The sequence below is a fragment of the Streptomyces sp. NPDC046862 genome (genome assembly GCF_040704615.1).
Taxonomy (GTDB): domain Bacteria; phylum Actinomycetota; class Actinomycetes; order Streptomycetales; family Streptomycetaceae; genus Streptomyces.
Map to the genome: position 1 here is coordinate 287,696 of NZ_JBEYXP010000001.1, position 15,018 is coordinate 302,713.

The following is a 15,018-nucleotide window of genomic DNA, read 5'->3' on the forward strand; positions in this document are numbered from 1 at the left end:
CTCTACTCACTTTCGCAACAGACCCTGGGCGGCCTGGGCGACCGGCACCGTCTCCGGGTGGTGGCAGGCCGTCAGGTGGCCCGTGCCGTTGCCCTCGATCCTGAGCAGCGGCGGGGTCTCGGTGGCGCACTGCTCGGTCGCCTTCCAGCAGCGGGTGCGGAAGCGGCAGCCGGAGGGCGGGTCGATCGGGGAGGGGACGTCACCGGTCAGGAGGATGCGTTCGCGGGGCGGGGCGTGCTCGCTGACCTCGGGGACCGCCGAGAGCAGGGCCCGGGTGTAGGGATGGCGCGGGTTCTCGTACAGGTCCTCGCGGGTCGCGATCTCCACGATCCTGCCGAGGTACATCACCGCAACCCGCTGGGAGAAGTGGCGGACCACCGCGAGGTCGTGGGCGATGAAGACGAAGGCGATGCCCAGGTCCTTCTGGAGGGTCTGGAGGAGGTTCACGACCTGGGCCTGGATCGAGACGTCCAGCGCCGAGACCGGTTCGTCCGCCACGATCAGCTTGGGGGAGAGGGTCAACGCCCTCGCCACGCCGATGCGTTGTCGCTGGCCGCCGGAGAACTCGTGCGGGAAGCGGTTGTAGTGCTCGGGATTGAGGCCGACGGTCTCGAGGAGTTCGCGGACCTTCCTCTCCCGGCCGCCGGCCGGGTTGATGCCGTGGATCTCCATCGGGGATTTGATGATCGTGCCGACGGTGTGCCGGGGATTGAGCGACGAATACGGGTCCTGGAAGATCATCTGGATCTCGGGGCGGACGGCGGTGAGTTCCCTCCGCGAGGCGTGCGTGATGTCCCGGCCCTGGTATGTGATCTTTCCGGCCGTCGGTTCCAGGAGCCTGGTGATCAGGCGGCCCGTGGTCGACTTGCCGCAGCCCGACTCGCCCACCAGACCCAGGCTCTCGCCCTCGGCGACCTGGAGGTCCAGGCCGTCGACGGCCCGCACGGCGCCGACGGTCCGCTTGACCGGGAAGCCGCCGCGGATCGGGAAGTGCTTGGTCAGACCGCTGACGTCCAGGAGCGGGGCGGTACTGGTCATCGAGTGGGGTTCCTTCCTGCGCTACGTCAGTTGACCCGGGCCGCCGCGTAGTCCGCGAAGTACTCGCCGCGCTGGTCGGTGGTCAGGTGGCAGGCCGTGGCGTGTCCCTCGGCCGGCTCCAGCAGGGGCCGCCGCGTGGCGCACAGCCCGCCCCCGACCTTCTCCGCGAACGCGCACCGCGGGTGGAAGCGGCAGCCCTGCGGCGGGGTGAGCAGCGAGGGCGGGGTGCCCGGGATGGGCGACAGCGGGACGTCCACCGGGCCTTCCAGGCTCGGCATCGAGCCCAGCAGGCCCAGCGTGTACGGGTGCTGGGGCGCCCCCAGCACCTCGGCCCGGCCGCCCTGCTCCACACACCGGCCGCCGTACATCACCAGGACGTCGTCGGCGATCTGGGAGATCACCCCGAGGTCGTGGGTGATGAAGATGATCGCGGTGCCGAACTCCTGCTGGAGGTCCCTGAGCAGGTCCATGATCTGCGCCTGCACCGTGACGTCCAGGGCCGTCGTGGGCTCGTCGGCGATCAGCAGCTCGGGGTCGCAGACCAGCGACATGGCGATCATGGCGCGCTGCCGCATACCGCCGGAGAACTGGTGCGGGTAGTCGTCCACCCGTACGTCCGGCTGCGGGATGCCGACCCTGCGCAGCATCTCCACCGCCCGCTCCCGTGCCTCGCGCCGGGAGGCCCCGGTGTGCTTGCGGTACGTCTCGCCGATCTGTGCGCCCACCGTGTGGTACGGCGACAGGGAGGCCAGCGCGTCCTGGAAGATCATGGACATCTTGTTGCCGCGCAGCCGCTCCAGCTCCCGTTCGGTCGCCGTCAGCAGCTCCTTGCCGTCCAGCAGGATCTCACCGTCGATCGCGGTGCGGTGGCGGTCGTGGAGGCCCAGGATCGCCAGGTTGGTGACGGACTTGCCGGAGCCGGACTCGCCCACGATGCCGAGGGTCCGGCCGCGCCCCAGCTCGAAGGAGAGCCCGTCGACCGCCCTGACGACCCCGTCCTCGGTGTCGAAGTGGACCTTCAGGTCCCGCACGGAGAGGAAGGCCCCGCCCGCCTGTGCATGCGTACTCCCCGTCTGCGTCTGCGCACTCATGACTCCCCCTACGCCAGCCGGATCCGCGGATCGATGAGCGCGTACACCGCGTCCACCACGATGTTCGCCACGACGATCGCCGCGGCCGCGACGAGGACGACCCCGAGGAGCAGCGGCAGGTCGTTGTCCCGTACGGCCTTGATGGAGAGCGCCCCGATGCCGTGCAGCCCGAACGTCTCCTCGGTGATGATCGCGCCGCCGAGCAGATACCCCAGGTCGAGGCCGAGGATCGTGACGATGGGGCCCATGGCGCCGCGCCAGGCGAACCGGAAGAAGACGGTGCGGCGGGACATGCCCTTGGCCCGGGCCGTGCGCACGTAGTCCTCGTTCAGGGTCTCGACCAGCTGCGAGCGGGTCATGCGCGTGTAGTTGGCCGTGAAGATCAGCGCCAGGACCAGCCACGGCAGCAGCAGGCCCTTGAACCAGGCGGCCGGGTCCTGGGTGAAGCCCGAGCTGTCCTGGGGGCGGGGCAGGATGTGCCACTCGTCGGAGAGGTAGTACATCGCGACCACGCCCACGATGTAGATCTGCAGCGACGAGCCGATCAGCGACGCCGACGACGCGATCTTGTCCAGTGCCTTGCCCTGCTTGACCGCCGCGAGCATGCCGGTGCCCACGCCGAAGGCGACGAACACGACCGCGCTGCCGATCGACAGCGACAGCGTGGTCGGGAACCGGTCGGTGATCAGGCCGAGCACCGGCTCGTGGTTGGTGAACGAGTAGCCGAGGCACGGGGCCGAGCAGTGCCCGAGCCCCTGGTAGTCCCGGCCCGCGAACACACCAACGAGCCAGTGCCAGTACTGGACGGGGAGCGGGTCGTCGATCCCGAGGTTGTGCCGCACCAGCGCCAGCGTCTGCGGCGTGCACACCTTGCCGCAGGCGGCGCGGGCGGGGTCGCGCGGGGCGACGTAGAAGAGGACGAAGGTGATGGCGCTGATGATCAGCAGGATCAACACCGCACTGAGCGTCCTACGGGCGATGAAGCGGACCATGGCGATAGGTGTCCCTGGAGAGTCCCGGTTCGAGGGGGTGCGCCCCGTGTTTTCAGAGGCGCGGGGCTGTGCCGATCTGCGGCTGCGCCGCGGGGCGCGACGAGCCACGACGAACCAGCGGTCGGCAGTCGGCAGAACCCCGCAGACGAGTCGCCGATCAAGCCTTGGCGTACAGCTTGTAGAGAATGAACGCGGAGAACAGCGGATCGAACTCGGCCCCGCCGACCTTCGTCCCGTACAGGTAGAAGCGCCGCTGATACGTCTCCGGAATGATCGGCGCCTCCTTCTGCATGATCTCCTTGTCCAGCGCCGCCCAGGCCGCCTCGGACTTGACCGTGTCCGTGATGCCCGCGTCCTTCTTGATCGCCGCGTTGACCCACTTCACGTTGAGCTGCGAGACGTTGTTGGCGCCGTTGGCGATCGTCGTGCCGTCGAAGAGCGGCTGGATGAGGGTGTACGCGGCGGGCCAGTCCGGGGACCAGCCGAACCACATCACGTCGAACTGGTTGTCTATCTGCTGGACCTGGTCGTAGTAGCTGGTGGAGTCCACCGGCTTGACGACCGGATCGAAGCCCGCCGCCTTCAGGGCGTTGGCGATGACGACCTTGGTCTTGTCGTACGCGTCGTTGGATCCCTGCGGATAGGTGTAGACGATCTTCTGGCCGAGCTTGCCGGCCTGCTTCAGCAGCGCCTTGGCCTTCGCCGTGTCACCCTGCGGCTTGGTCAGCTTGCCGTAGATGTCGAACTTCACGCGGCCCGCGATGTCCGGGCTGAGGATGGTGGTCGCGTAGTCGCCCGCTGACGGGCCGCCGTAGATCGAGCGGATCTGCTCCAGCGGCCAGGCGTAGTTGAGGGCCTGGCGTACCCTCACGTCAGTGATGCGCTTGCAGTTGATGGCGTAGTAGTACAGGCCGGTGAGCAGGCCGTTGACGGTGCGGGACTTGAGGTCGGCGGTGCTGATCACCTTCTGGATGCGTTCGGCCGGTACGCCGCTGTAGGCCATGACCGCGTACTGGTCGTTCCCGGAGTCCGCGATCAGCCGGTCGGTGGCCTGGAGGGCCTCCGGACCGAACTCGAACACGAAGGAGTCCGGGTAGGCGTTGCGGATCGCGTCCGTCTTCGGGTCCCAGTGCGTGTTGCGCACCAGCGTCATGGACTTGTCGATGGAGTGCTGCTTGATCCGGTACGGGCCGGCGGAGACCGGGTCCTTGTCGTACTTCTCCTTGGTGTCGTGCTTGACGGGCACGGCGCCGTAGGAGTGCATCGCCAGCGCCCAGTTGAGGTCGCCGCGGGGCGTCTTCAGATGGAAGGTGATGGTCTTCTTCGCGGAGTCCGTGACGATCGAGTCCAGGTGCTTGCCGCTGTACGGGCCCTTGTAGAGCGACCGGAAGTCGGTCGAGCCGGTCAGCCAGGTCTGGACGTAGGTGGCGCCCTCCGTGGTGAAGCTCGCGAAGCCGCGCTCGATGCCGTGGCGTACGTCGTCGACGGTCAGTTCACTGCCGTCCTCCCACTTCAGCCCGTCCTTCAGCGTGAAGGTCCACGTCTTGCCGCCGTCGGACATGGTGCCGGTGTCGGTGGCGAGGTCGCCGACGAGCTTCATGGAGCCGCCGGGGGCGATCTTGTAGCCGGTGAGGCAGCGGATGTAGAGGTTGCCGACCGTGGAGTTCCAGGCGAAGTAGATGCGTTGCGGGTCGAGGTGGGAGAAGTCGTCCGGACCCAGCGCGTGGATCGTGCCGCCCTTCTTCGCTCCCGTGACCTCGGGCGCGGGCCCGGTCGAGTCGTCCTTCGTGCCGATGGTGACCGCCGAGTACTTGGTGGAGCCGGTGGAGCCGCTGCCTTTGCCCGTGGTGCCACCGCCTCCGCCGCCGCTGCTGCACGCGGTGAGGACCATGGAGCCGCCGGCCGCGACCGAGGTGGCGATGACGAAGTTTCTGCGGGAGAGAGACATGAGGTGTCCTGCCTGAATCAGGGAGATAGGGGGAGGCTGCGGGTGGTCCGGCGGGGCCCCGTCGCCCGGGCCGGAGGGAGGGGTCGGCCCCTCGGGGCGCCGTCAGCGCCGTCAGCGCCGGATCTTCGGATCGAGCGCGTCGCGCACGGAGTCGCCGAGGAGGTTGAAGGCGATCACGAAGATCACCATCGTCAGACCGGGGAAGAGCATGTACGTGATGTCGTTCTGGTAGACCTGCGAACCGCGCTGGATCATCACGCCCCAGTCGGGCGTGGGGTCCTGGAGCCCGACGCCGAGGAAGGCGAGGGCCGCCTCCGTGGTGACGTACATGGGAAGCGCGAGGGTCCCCTGGATGAGGATCGGCGTCCACAGGTTGGGCAGCAGTTCCTTGAAGATGACCCGGGCCGGTGAGGCGCCGGTGACCTTGGCCGCCTCGATGAACTCCCGCTCCCGCAGGGCGAGTACCTCACCGCGCAGCAGACGGGCCATGGGCGCCCAGCCGAACGCGGTCATCACCGAGATCAGGCTGAGGACGATCAGCCAGGTCGGGGTGTTGTCCTCCGGCGAGACGAAGATCGAGATCATCACCGGCCAGAAGGCGATGAAGAACAGCGTGGAGGGAAACGCCAGCAGGATGTCGATGATCCGGCCGACCAGGTTGTCGACCCGGCCGCCGAGATAGCCGGCCGTGATGCCGACGACCACCCCGAACAGGGTGACCAGCAGGGTCGTCACCGAGGCGATCAGCAGCGAGTTGCGGATGCCGTAGAGCAGCAGGGTGAACACGTCGCGGCCGAGCTGGGGTTCGATGCCGAACCAGAAGTCGCCGCTGATGCCGCCGTTCGGCTTGATGGGGAACCCGAAGTCGTTCAGCAGACCCGACTGGTTCTGCCCGTAGGTGGTGTACGGGTCCTTGCCGTACAGCTTCGCGATCAGCGGGGCCGCGAGTCCGGCCACGAAGAAGAACAGCACCACCCAGGCCGAGAGCACACCCGTCCGGTCGCGCCGGAAGCGCAGCCAGGCGAGCCGCCCGGGGGAACGGCCGGCACCGCCCTGGGTCGGCGCGGTGGGCGCCGGGGGTGCGGCACCCGGGTCCGCCGCCACCTGGAGGGGGGCGGCCGATGGCATGGGGGAGGTCATGGTGCTCCTGGCCTGGATGGGGCGAGGGGGGTGGCGCGGGTTCACTGCCGTGGACATGGCGAGGACCGACGTGCCGTCAGCACGGGGCGAACCCTGTGCCGTTGGCGTTGAGCGAGCCTGTGTGCCGTTGGCGCGTGGCGTGCCCGTGTGCCGTTGGCGTTGGGCGAGCCCTGTGCCGTCGGCGCGGGGCGAACCCCTGTGCCGTCAGCGTGAGGCGCACCCTCGGCCGTCAGGCGCGTGGCGTGCCCGCATGCCGTCGGCGCGGGGCGAACCCCTGTGCCGTCAGCACGGGGCGAACCCTGTGCCGTCGGCGCGGGGCGAACCCCTGTGCCGTCAGCACGAGGCGAACCCTGTGCCGTTGGCGCGAGGCGAACCCGTATGCCGTCAGCGTGAGGCGCACCCTCTGCCGTCGGCGCAAGGCGAACCTCTTGCCGTCAGCACAGGCCCAACCCCGTGTCGACGAAGCGGAGCGCCCCCGTGTCGCCGGTGCGGCGAGCTGCCCGAACCGTGAGACACAGCGGTGACTCCCTGCCGTTCGACACGACGTGAACCGACGTGCCAATCGCGACTTTCAACCCCCCTCCGTCCAGCGTCAATGAATCGTTGACGGCTTTGATCTGGTCTTTTGCCGTTTGACCCAGGTGTGGTGGGCCGCATGGTCCGGCTTTGGACTGTCATGACCAAAGCGGGGGACGGCGGGCGCACCGGCCACGGGGTCCGATATGCGGGTGCCGTCCTCTCGGAATGCGTACATCCGGATGGCCGCCACCCCCGGACGGGCGGGGTGAATGTGCGTCATGTGCGTGATGAGCTGATATTGACCGGTAACAGCACTCACGAGGAGGCACCCCATGCGCGGAGCCAGACACACCCGACCGGTCCGCCCGGTCGTCTGCGCGATGGCCGTCGCCCTCGCGGCGACGGCCTGCGGTGGCGGCGGCGGTGGCGGCGGCGAGGGCGGTGGCGACACCGGCGCGGTGCTCAGCTCCTCCTGGGGCGACCCGCCGAACCCGCTGGAGCCGGCCAACACCAACGAGGTGCAGGGCGGCAAGGTCCTGTCCATGATCTTCCGCGGTCTGAAGCAGTACGACCCGAAGACCGGCGCGGCCGAGGACATGCTCGCCGAGAAGATCGAGACCACCGACTCGACGAACTACACGATCACCGTCAAGGACGGCTGGACCTTCAGCAACGGCGAGAAGGTCACCGCACGCTCCTTCGTGGACGCCTGGAACTACGGCGCGAGCCTGAAGAACAACCAGCGCAACGCGTACTTCTTCGAGTACATCGAGGGCTACGACAAGACCCACCCGGCCAAGGGCAAGCAGACCGCGGACACCCTCTCCGGACTGAAGGTGACGGGCGAGCGGACGTTCACCGTCAAGCTGAAGCAGAAGTTCTCCAGCTTCCCCGACACCCTCGGCTACAACGCCTACGCCCCGCTGCCCCGGGCGTTCTTCGACGCGCACGAGGCCTGGCTGAAGAAGCCCGTCGGCAACGGCCCCTACCTGATCGAGTCCTACGCCAAGGGCTCCCAGCTCTCCCTGCGCACCTGGGACGCCTACCCGGGCGAGGACAAGGCCGTGAACGGCGGCGTCGACCTGAAGGTCTACACCGACAGCAACACCGCCTACACGGATCTGATGGCGGGCAACCTCGACCTCGTCGACGACGTACCCGCCTCCCAGCTGAAGAACGTCCGCAGCGACCTCGGCGACCGCTACATCAACGCCCCCGCCGGCATCATCCAGACGCTCGCCTTCCCCTACTACGACAAGAGCTGGGGCAAGACCGGCATGGAGAAGGTCCGCCAGGGACTCTCCCGGGCGATCAACCGCGTCCAGATCACCCAGACCATCTTCCAGAACACCCGCACCCCCGCCATCGACTGGACCTCACCCGTCCTCGGCAAGGAGGGCGGCTACCGGGCGGGCCCCTGCGGGGAGGCCTGCGTGTACGACGCCGCGGCCGCCAAGAAGCTGATCAAGGAGGGCGGCGGGCTCCCCGGCGGCCAGGTCAAGATCACCTACAACGCGGACACCGGCTCCCACCGGGAGTGGGTCGACGCCGTCTGCAACTCCATCAACCACGCCCTCGGCAAGGACAACGCCTGCGTCGGCAACCCGATCGGCACCTTCGCCGACTACCGCAACCGCATCACCGACCGGAAGATGACCGGGCCCTTCCGCGCCGGCTGGCAGATGGACTACCCGCTGATCCAGAACTTCCTCCAGCCGCTGTACTACACCGACGCCTCCTCCAACGACGGAAAGTGGTCCAGCCCTCAGTTCGACAAGCTCGTCGACGAGGCCAACGCCGAGTCCGACGCCGCCCGGGCGGTCGCGAAGTTCCGGCAGGCGGAGGAGGTCCTCCGGGACCAGATGGCCGCCATCCCGCTCTGGTACCAGAACGGCAGCGCGGGCTACTCACAGCGGCTGACGAATGTCGCGCTGAACCCGTTCAGCGTCCCGGTGTACGACCAGATCAAGGTGGGCTGACCGACCGTGGGACGGTACGTCGCCCGTCGTCTGCTGCAGATGGCCCCCGTCTTCGCCGGCGCCACCCTGCTGATCTTCCTGATGGTCAATGTCATGGGTGATCCCGTCGCGGGACTGTGCGGCGAGCGGCAGTGCGACCCGGCGACGGCCGCCCGGCTGAAGCAGGAGTTCGGCCTCGACCAGCCCGTCTGGCGGCAGTACCTGACCTACATGGGCAACGTCTTCACCGGCGACTTCGGCACCGCGTTCAACGGGCAGAAGGTCACCGAGCTGATGGCGACGTCCTTCCCGGTCACCGTCCGGCTGACGATCGTCGCGATCCTCTTCGAGATCGCCATCGGGGTCACCCTGGGCGTGGTCACGGGCCTGCGCCGCGGCCGGCCCGTCGACACGGGCTTCCTGCTGGTCACCCTCGTCGTCATCTCCGTCCCGACCTTCGTCACGGGCCTGCTGCTCCAGCTGCTGCTCGGCGTCCAGTGGGGCTGGATCAAGCCGTCGGTGTCACCGGAGGCCGGTTTCGGCGAGCTGATCGTGCCGGGGCTCGTGCTGGCGTCCGTGTCGCTCGCGTACGTGACCCGGCTGACCAGGACGTCGATCGCCGAGAACGCTCGCGCCGACTACGTCCGTACGGCCGTCGCCAAGGGGCTGCCGCGGCACCGGGTGGTCGTCCGGCACCTGCTGCGCAACTCCCTCATCCCCGTGGTCACCTTCATCGGCGCCGACGTCGGGTTCCTCATGGGCGGCGCGATCGTCACCGAGCGGATCTTCAACATCCACGGCGTCGGCTACCAGCTCTACCAGGGCATCCTGCGCCAGAGCACGCAGACGGTCGTCGGCTTCGTGACCGTCCTCGTCCTGGTCTTCCTGGTCGCCAACCTGCTCGTCGACCTCCTCTACGCCGTACTCGACCCGAGGATCCGCTATGCCTGAGCCGCAGCCCCTGGAGGAGCCCTTGGAGGAACCTCTGGGGTCGTCGTACGTCTCGGGCGGGGCCGCGGACCTCGTCCCCGCCGACGCGGAGATCCTCCGGACGGGACCGAGGGACAGGGGGCCACGCGGGCAGGAGCCCACGGCCGCCCCCGAGGAGCGGGTGCGGAGCCTGTGGTCCGACGCGTGGCACGACCTGCGCCGCAACCCGGTCTTCGTCGTCTCCGGGCTCGTCATCTGCTTCCTCGTGTTCATCGCCCTGTGGCCCTCGGCGATCGCCCCCGGCAACCCCCTCGACTGCGACCTCGCCAACGCCCAGCGGGGCCCCGGGCCAGGCCACCCCTTCGGGTTCAACGGCCAGGGCTGCGACGTCTACACACGCACCGTCCACGGGGCGCGGACCTCGGTCACGGTCGGCGTCTGCGCCACGCTCGGGGTCGCGGTGCTCGGCTCGGTCCTCGGCGGGCTCGCCGGGTTCTTCAGCGGGACGTGGGACTCGATCCTGTCCCGGATCACCGACGTCTTCTTCGCGATCCCGGTCGTGCTCGGCGGTCTCGTCCTGCTCTCGGTGGTGACCAGCTCGACCGTCTGGCCCGTCATCGGGTTCATGGTGCTGCTGGGCTGGCCGCAGATCTCCCGCATCGCGCGCGGCTCGGTCATCACCGCCCGGCAGAACGACTACGTCCAGGCCGCCCGCGCCCTCGGCGCCTCGAACACCCGCATCCTGCTCCGGCACATCACGCCCAACGCGATCGCGCCGGTCATCGTGGTGGCGACCATCGCGCTCGGCACGTACATCGCGCTGGAGGCGACCCTGTCGTACCTCGGCGTCGGACTGAAACCGCCGAGCGTCTCCTGGGGGATCGACATCTCCGCCGCGTCCCCCTACATCCGCAACGCCCCGCACGCCCTGCTGTGGCCCTCGGGCGCCCTCGCGCTCACCGTCCTCGCGTTCATCATGCTCGGCGACGCGGTCCGCGACGCCCTCGACCCCAAGCTCAGGTGAGGTGACGTCATGCTGCTCGAAGTGCGTGACCTGCACGTGGAGTTCAGGACCCGGGACGGGGTGGCCCGGGCCGTCAACGGGGTCAGCTACGGCGTGGACGCGGGCGAGACGCTCGCCGTACTCGGCGAGTCCGGCTCCGGCAAGTCGGTGACCGCGCAGGCGATCATGGGCATCCTCGACACCCCGCCCGGCCGGATCAGCGGCGGCGAGATCCTCTTCCAGGGCCGGAACCTGCTGAAGCTGAAGGAGGAGGAGCGCAGGAAGGTCCGGGGCGCCGAGATGGCGATGATCTTCCAGGACGCGCTGTCGTCCCTGAACCCGGTCCTCACCGTCGGCGACCAACTCGGCGAGATGTTCGTCGTGCACCGGGGGATGTCGAGAAAGGACGCCCGCGCGAAGGCCGTCGAGCTGATGGACCGCGTCCGCATCCCGGGCGCCGCCGCGCGCGTACGGGACTATCCGCACCAGTTCTCCGGCGGTATGCGCCAGCGCATCATGATCGCCATGGCGCTGGCCCTCGAACCCGCGCTGATCATCGCCGACGAACCCACCACCGCCCTCGACGTCACCGTCCAGGCCCAGGTCATGGACCTTCTCGCCGAGCTCCAGCGCGAGCTCACCATGGGGCTCGTCCTCATCACCCACGACCTCGGGGTGGTCGCGGACGTCGCCGACCGGATCGCGGTGATGTACGCGGGCCGCGTCGTCGAGTCGGCCCCCGTGCACGACCTCTACAAGGGGCCCGCTCACCCGTACACCAGGGGCCTGCTGGACTCGATCCCCAGGCTCGACCACAAGGGCCGGGAGCTCTACGCCATCAAGGGTCTGCCGCCCAGCCTCACGAGCATCCCGCCCGGCTGCGCCTTCCACCCGCGCTGCACGGCGGCCCGCGACCTGTGCCGCACCGACGAACCGCCCCTGCACGAGGTCACCGGCGAGCGCGGGAGTGCCTGCCACTTCTGGACGGAGTGTCTGCATGGCTGAGCTCACGGCCGACCTCGAGGCCGGCCTCACGGCCGAGCCGATCCTCCAGGTCCGCGGCCTCGTCAAGCACTATCCGCTCACCCGGGGCGTCCTGTTCAGGAAACAGGTCGGCGCCGTCCGGGCCGTCGACGGGGTCGACCTCACGCTGGCCAAGGGCGAGACGCTCGGCATCGTCGGCGAGTCCGGCTGCGGCAAGTCCACGCTCGCCCGGCTGGTGGTCAACCTGGAGAAGCCGACCGCCGGGTCCATCACCTACCGGGGCGAGGACATCACCAAGCTGTCCGGCAGGGCCCTCAAGGCCGTCCGGCGCAACATCCAGATGGTCTTCCAGGACCCGTACACCTCGCTCAACCCCCGGATGACCGTGGGTGACATCGTCGGCGAGCCCTACGAGATCCACCCCGAGGCCGCGCCCCGGGGCGACCGGCGCCGCAGGGTGCGGGAGCTGCTCGACGTGGTCGGGCTCAACCCCGAACACGTCAACCGGTACCCGCACCAGTTCTCCGGCGGCCAGCGCCAACGCATCGGCATCGCACGCGGGTTGACGCTGCGCCCCGAGATCATCGTGGCCGACGAGCCGGTCTCGGCGCTCGACGTGTCCGTGCAGGCACAGGTCGTCAACCTGATGGAGCGCCTGCAGGGTGAGTTCGGGCTGAGTTACGTCGTCATCGCCCACGACCTGTCGATCGTGCGGCACATCTCCGACCGGGTCGGGGTGATGTACCTCGGGCGGATCGTGGAGACCGGCCGGGACGCCGAGATCTACGACCACCCCACGCACCCCTACACCCAGGCCCTGCTCTCCGCCGTGCCCGTGCCGGACCCCGGGGCGCGGGAGCGCCGGGAGCGGATCATCCTCTCCGGGGACGTGCCCTCCCCGACGGCCGTCCCCTCCGGCTGCCGCTTCCGCACCCGCTGCTGGAAGGCCCGGGAGCGGTGCGAGACGGAGGTGCCGCCGCTGGCCGTACCCGCCGGGTTCCGGTACGCCGCCGGGCCCGCCGCGCACGACTCGGCCTGCCATTTCGCGGGGGAGAAGCACGACGATCACGTGTACGACCCGAAATAGCCGTACAAACACGCACCAACTGCGTTAACACGCAGGCAACTTCACCGAAGCGGTACCGATATACGGACGGGTCAGTCTGTACAGCGTACGGCCGTGCGGGTGCCGTAAACGGGCCGGGCGCGCCATGTCGCCCGGCCCGTTGCTGTACCTGCCCGCCTACCTACCTACCGTCGCCAGGCCCAGTGAACGCTTCAGGAAGTCCAGTTGGAGCCGCAGCAGGTTCTCCGCGACCGCCTCCTGGGGGGTCATGTGCGTGACCCCGGAGAGCGGGAGGACCTCGTGGGGGCGGCCGGCCGCCAGGAGGGCCGAGGACAGGCGCAGGGAGTGGGCCACGACGACGTTGTCGTCGGCCAGGCCATGGATGATCATCGTGGGGCGGTGGGGCTCCGCGGCGCCCACCAGGCCCGAGTCGTCGATCAGTGAGTTCTTCGCGTACACCTCGGGCTGTTCGCCGGGGTGGCCGATGTAGCGCTCCTGGTAGTGGGTGTCGTACAGGCGCAGATCGGTGACCGGCGCCCCGATGATCCCGGCGTGGAAGACGTCCGGGCGGCGCAGCACGGCGAGGCCCGCGAGGTAGCCGCCGAAGGACCAGCCGCGGATGGCGACCCGGGTGAGGTCCAGTGGGAAGTCGGCGGCCAGCGCCTGGAGGGCGTCCACCTGGTCCTGGAGCACGACCGCCGCGAGGTCGTCCTTGACCGCCTTCTCCCAGGCGGGGGAGCGGCCCGGTGTCCCGCGCCCGTCCGCGACGACCACCGCGAATCCCTGGTCGGCGAACCACTGCGAGGTCAGGTGCGCGTTGTGCGCGGCGACCACCCGTTGGCCGTGCGGACCGCCGTACGGATCCATGAGAACCGGAAGGGGAGTGTCCCCGTGGTAGTCCGTAGGCATAAGCACGGCGCACGGTACGCGGCGTGCGCCCCCCTGTGTCAGCGTCACGCGCGGGGACAGACCGGGATGTTCCGCATGAGAGGTGACGGTCGCCGCAGTCCCCCAGCCTCCGGCCGGGGGGACCCCCATCTCCCTTCGGTCGCCGTCCCGCAGCACCCGCACCTTGGCCCCCGGCTGGTCCGGCACCGCCGAGATCAGCACGGTCACGTCCCCCGACCGCACCGCCGAGTGCACGCCGGGCTCCTGCGACAGGCGCTCCACGCCCAGCTCGTTCACGCGGTACACGTGCACCTGGCCGATCTCGGGGTCGTCGGCCGCCTCGCCCGCCGACGCCGAGACCAGCACGTCCTCGTCCGCCACGTCGAGCACCGCACGGACGTGCAACTGCGGTCCGGTGAGCGGCCGTTCACCCACCGCGAGCACCCGCGCGCCGCCCTCGTCGACGATGCGGACGAGCTGTCCGGAGGGCGTCCAGGCCGGCACTCCAGGGAAAAGATCAAGCCAATGTGGATCTTCATCGGCGTGCACCATCCGGGTCGTCCCCGAGTCCGGGTCCACCGCCAGGAACAGCTGGCTGCGCTGGTCCCTGGCCTGCACCAGGATCAGCGGCGCCCCCGCCGCTGACCAGTGCACATGCGCCAGATACGGGTAGCGCTTCCGGTCCCAGAGCACCTCCGTGCGCGCCCCCTGGAGGTCGACGACGAACAGCCGCACGTCCGCGTTGTCCGTGCCCGCCGCCGGGTACGCGACCTCCTGCGGCGCCCGGTCGGGATGGGCCGGATCGGAGATCCACCAGCGCTTCACCGGCGTGTCGTCCACGCGCGACACGAGCAGCCGGTCCGAGTCCGGCGACCACCAGAAACCGCGCGAACGCCCCATCTCCTCGGCCGCGATGAACTCGGCCAGACCATGCGTGACGTTCTCCGGTCCCTCCTCGGTGAGCACCACGTCGTTCCCGCCCTCGGTCTCGACGACGCGCAGGGTGCCGTCGGCCACGTACGCGACGTAGCGGCCGTCGGGAGAGGGGCGCGGGTCGATCACCGGCCCCGGGACCTGGAGTTCACGGGCCGTCCCGGCGCGCAGCTCGGCCACGAAAAGCCGCCCTGACAAGGCGAAAGAGGCCAGCTCGACGGCCGTGTCGGTGGCATAGCCGACGATGCCGGCACCGCCCTCGCGGCTGCGTTCGCGGCGTGCCCGCTCCTCGGCGGACAGCTCCTCCGAGGCGCCGCCCAGGAGGGCGGCCGGATCCGCCGCGATCCTCTCCTCGCCCTCCGTCAGGTCGTACACCCACAGTTTGTTCGCGCGGTCGGTGCCGGAGGCCGACCGCAGGAAAACGACATGGGACGCGTCGGGTGCGATGGCGAACGCGCGCGGCGCGCCGAGGGAGAACCGCTGGGTGCGGGCGTGCCGGCGGGGGAAGGATTCGGGCTCGGTCGTCAT

At 69.4% G+C, this 15,018-nt stretch carries 11 protein-coding genes; 5 read left to right on the forward strand and 6 right to left on the reverse strand.

Annotated features, from left to right (window positions below; genetic code table 11):
• Positions 1-6 precede the first annotated feature (6 nt).
• The 5 genes from AB0959_RS01310 to AB0959_RS01330 form a co-directional block, all read right to left on the reverse strand.
• Entirely contained in the window at positions 7-1,038 is a 1,032-nt protein-coding gene (locus tag AB0959_RS01310; RefSeq protein ID WP_366824137.1) for a dipeptide ABC transporter ATP-binding protein, read from the reverse strand.
• Between the two features lie 26 nt (positions 1,039-1,064).
• Positions 1,065-2,129, reverse strand: a complete 1,065-nt coding sequence (locus tag AB0959_RS01315; RefSeq protein ID WP_366824138.1) for an ABC transporter ATP-binding protein — start codon at positions 2,127-2,129, stop codon at positions 1,065-1,067.
• A gap of 8 nt (positions 2,130-2,137) precedes the next feature.
• Positions 2,138-3,121 (reverse strand): ABC transporter permease subunit, encoded by a 984-nt coding sequence (locus AB0959_RS01320; RefSeq protein ID WP_366824139.1) that lies wholly within the window; start codon positions 3,119-3,121, stop codon positions 2,138-2,140.
• A 157-nt stretch (positions 3,122-3,278) separates the two neighbouring features.
• Positions 3,279-5,069: an ABC transporter substrate-binding protein gene (locus AB0959_RS01325; protein ID WP_366824140.1), complete on the reverse strand. Its 1,791-nt coding sequence runs from the start codon at positions 5,067-5,069 to the stop codon at positions 3,279-3,281.
• A gap of 111 nt (positions 5,070-5,180) precedes the next feature.
• On the reverse strand, positions 5,181-6,209 hold the full coding sequence (locus tag AB0959_RS01330) for an ABC transporter permease (RefSeq protein WP_366824141.1): 1,029 nt from the start codon (positions 6,207-6,209) through the stop codon (positions 5,181-5,183).
• A gap of 851 nt (positions 6,210-7,060) precedes the next feature.
• Here AB0959_RS01330 and AB0959_RS01335 point away from each other — a divergent pair.
• The 5 genes from AB0959_RS01335 to AB0959_RS01355 are packed head-to-tail and all read left to right on the forward strand — an operon-like array spanning position 7,061 to position 12,690.
• The gene (locus AB0959_RS01335) at positions 7,061-8,707 is read left to right on the forward strand and encodes an ABC transporter substrate-binding protein (protein WP_366824142.1); all 1,647 of its coding nucleotides are present in this window, start codon (positions 7,061-7,063) and stop codon (positions 8,705-8,707) included.
• 6 nt (positions 8,708-8,713) lie between these two features.
• Complete coding sequence (locus AB0959_RS01340; protein ID WP_366824143.1) at positions 8,714-9,637, forward strand: ABC transporter permease; 924 nt, start codon at positions 8,714-8,716, stop codon at positions 9,635-9,637.
• The gene (locus AB0959_RS01345) at positions 9,630-10,640 is read left to right on the forward strand and encodes an ABC transporter permease (protein ID WP_366824144.1); all 1,011 of its coding nucleotides are present in this window, start codon (positions 9,630-9,632) and stop codon (positions 10,638-10,640) included. Before AB0959_RS01340 ends, AB0959_RS01345 begins: the two co-directional genes overlap by 8 nt.
• A 9-nt stretch (positions 10,641-10,649) precedes the next feature.
• The gene (locus AB0959_RS01350) at positions 10,650-11,624 is read left to right on the forward strand and encodes an ABC transporter ATP-binding protein (RefSeq protein WP_366824145.1); all 975 of its coding nucleotides are present in this window, start codon (positions 10,650-10,652) and stop codon (positions 11,622-11,624) included.
• The gene (locus AB0959_RS01355; RefSeq protein ID WP_366824146.1) at positions 11,617-12,690 is read left to right on the forward strand and encodes a dipeptide ABC transporter ATP-binding protein; all 1,074 of its coding nucleotides are present in this window, start codon (positions 11,617-11,619) and stop codon (positions 12,688-12,690) included. The genes AB0959_RS01350 and AB0959_RS01355 overlap by 8 nt, the downstream gene beginning before the upstream one ends.
• Positions 12,691-12,846: 156 nt before the next feature.
• Here AB0959_RS01355 and AB0959_RS01360 read toward each other — a convergent pair whose 3' ends face one another.
• Positions 12,847-15,018: a prolyl oligopeptidase family serine peptidase gene (locus AB0959_RS01360; RefSeq protein ID WP_366824147.1), complete on the reverse strand. Its 2,172-nt coding sequence runs from the start codon at positions 15,016-15,018 to the stop codon at positions 12,847-12,849.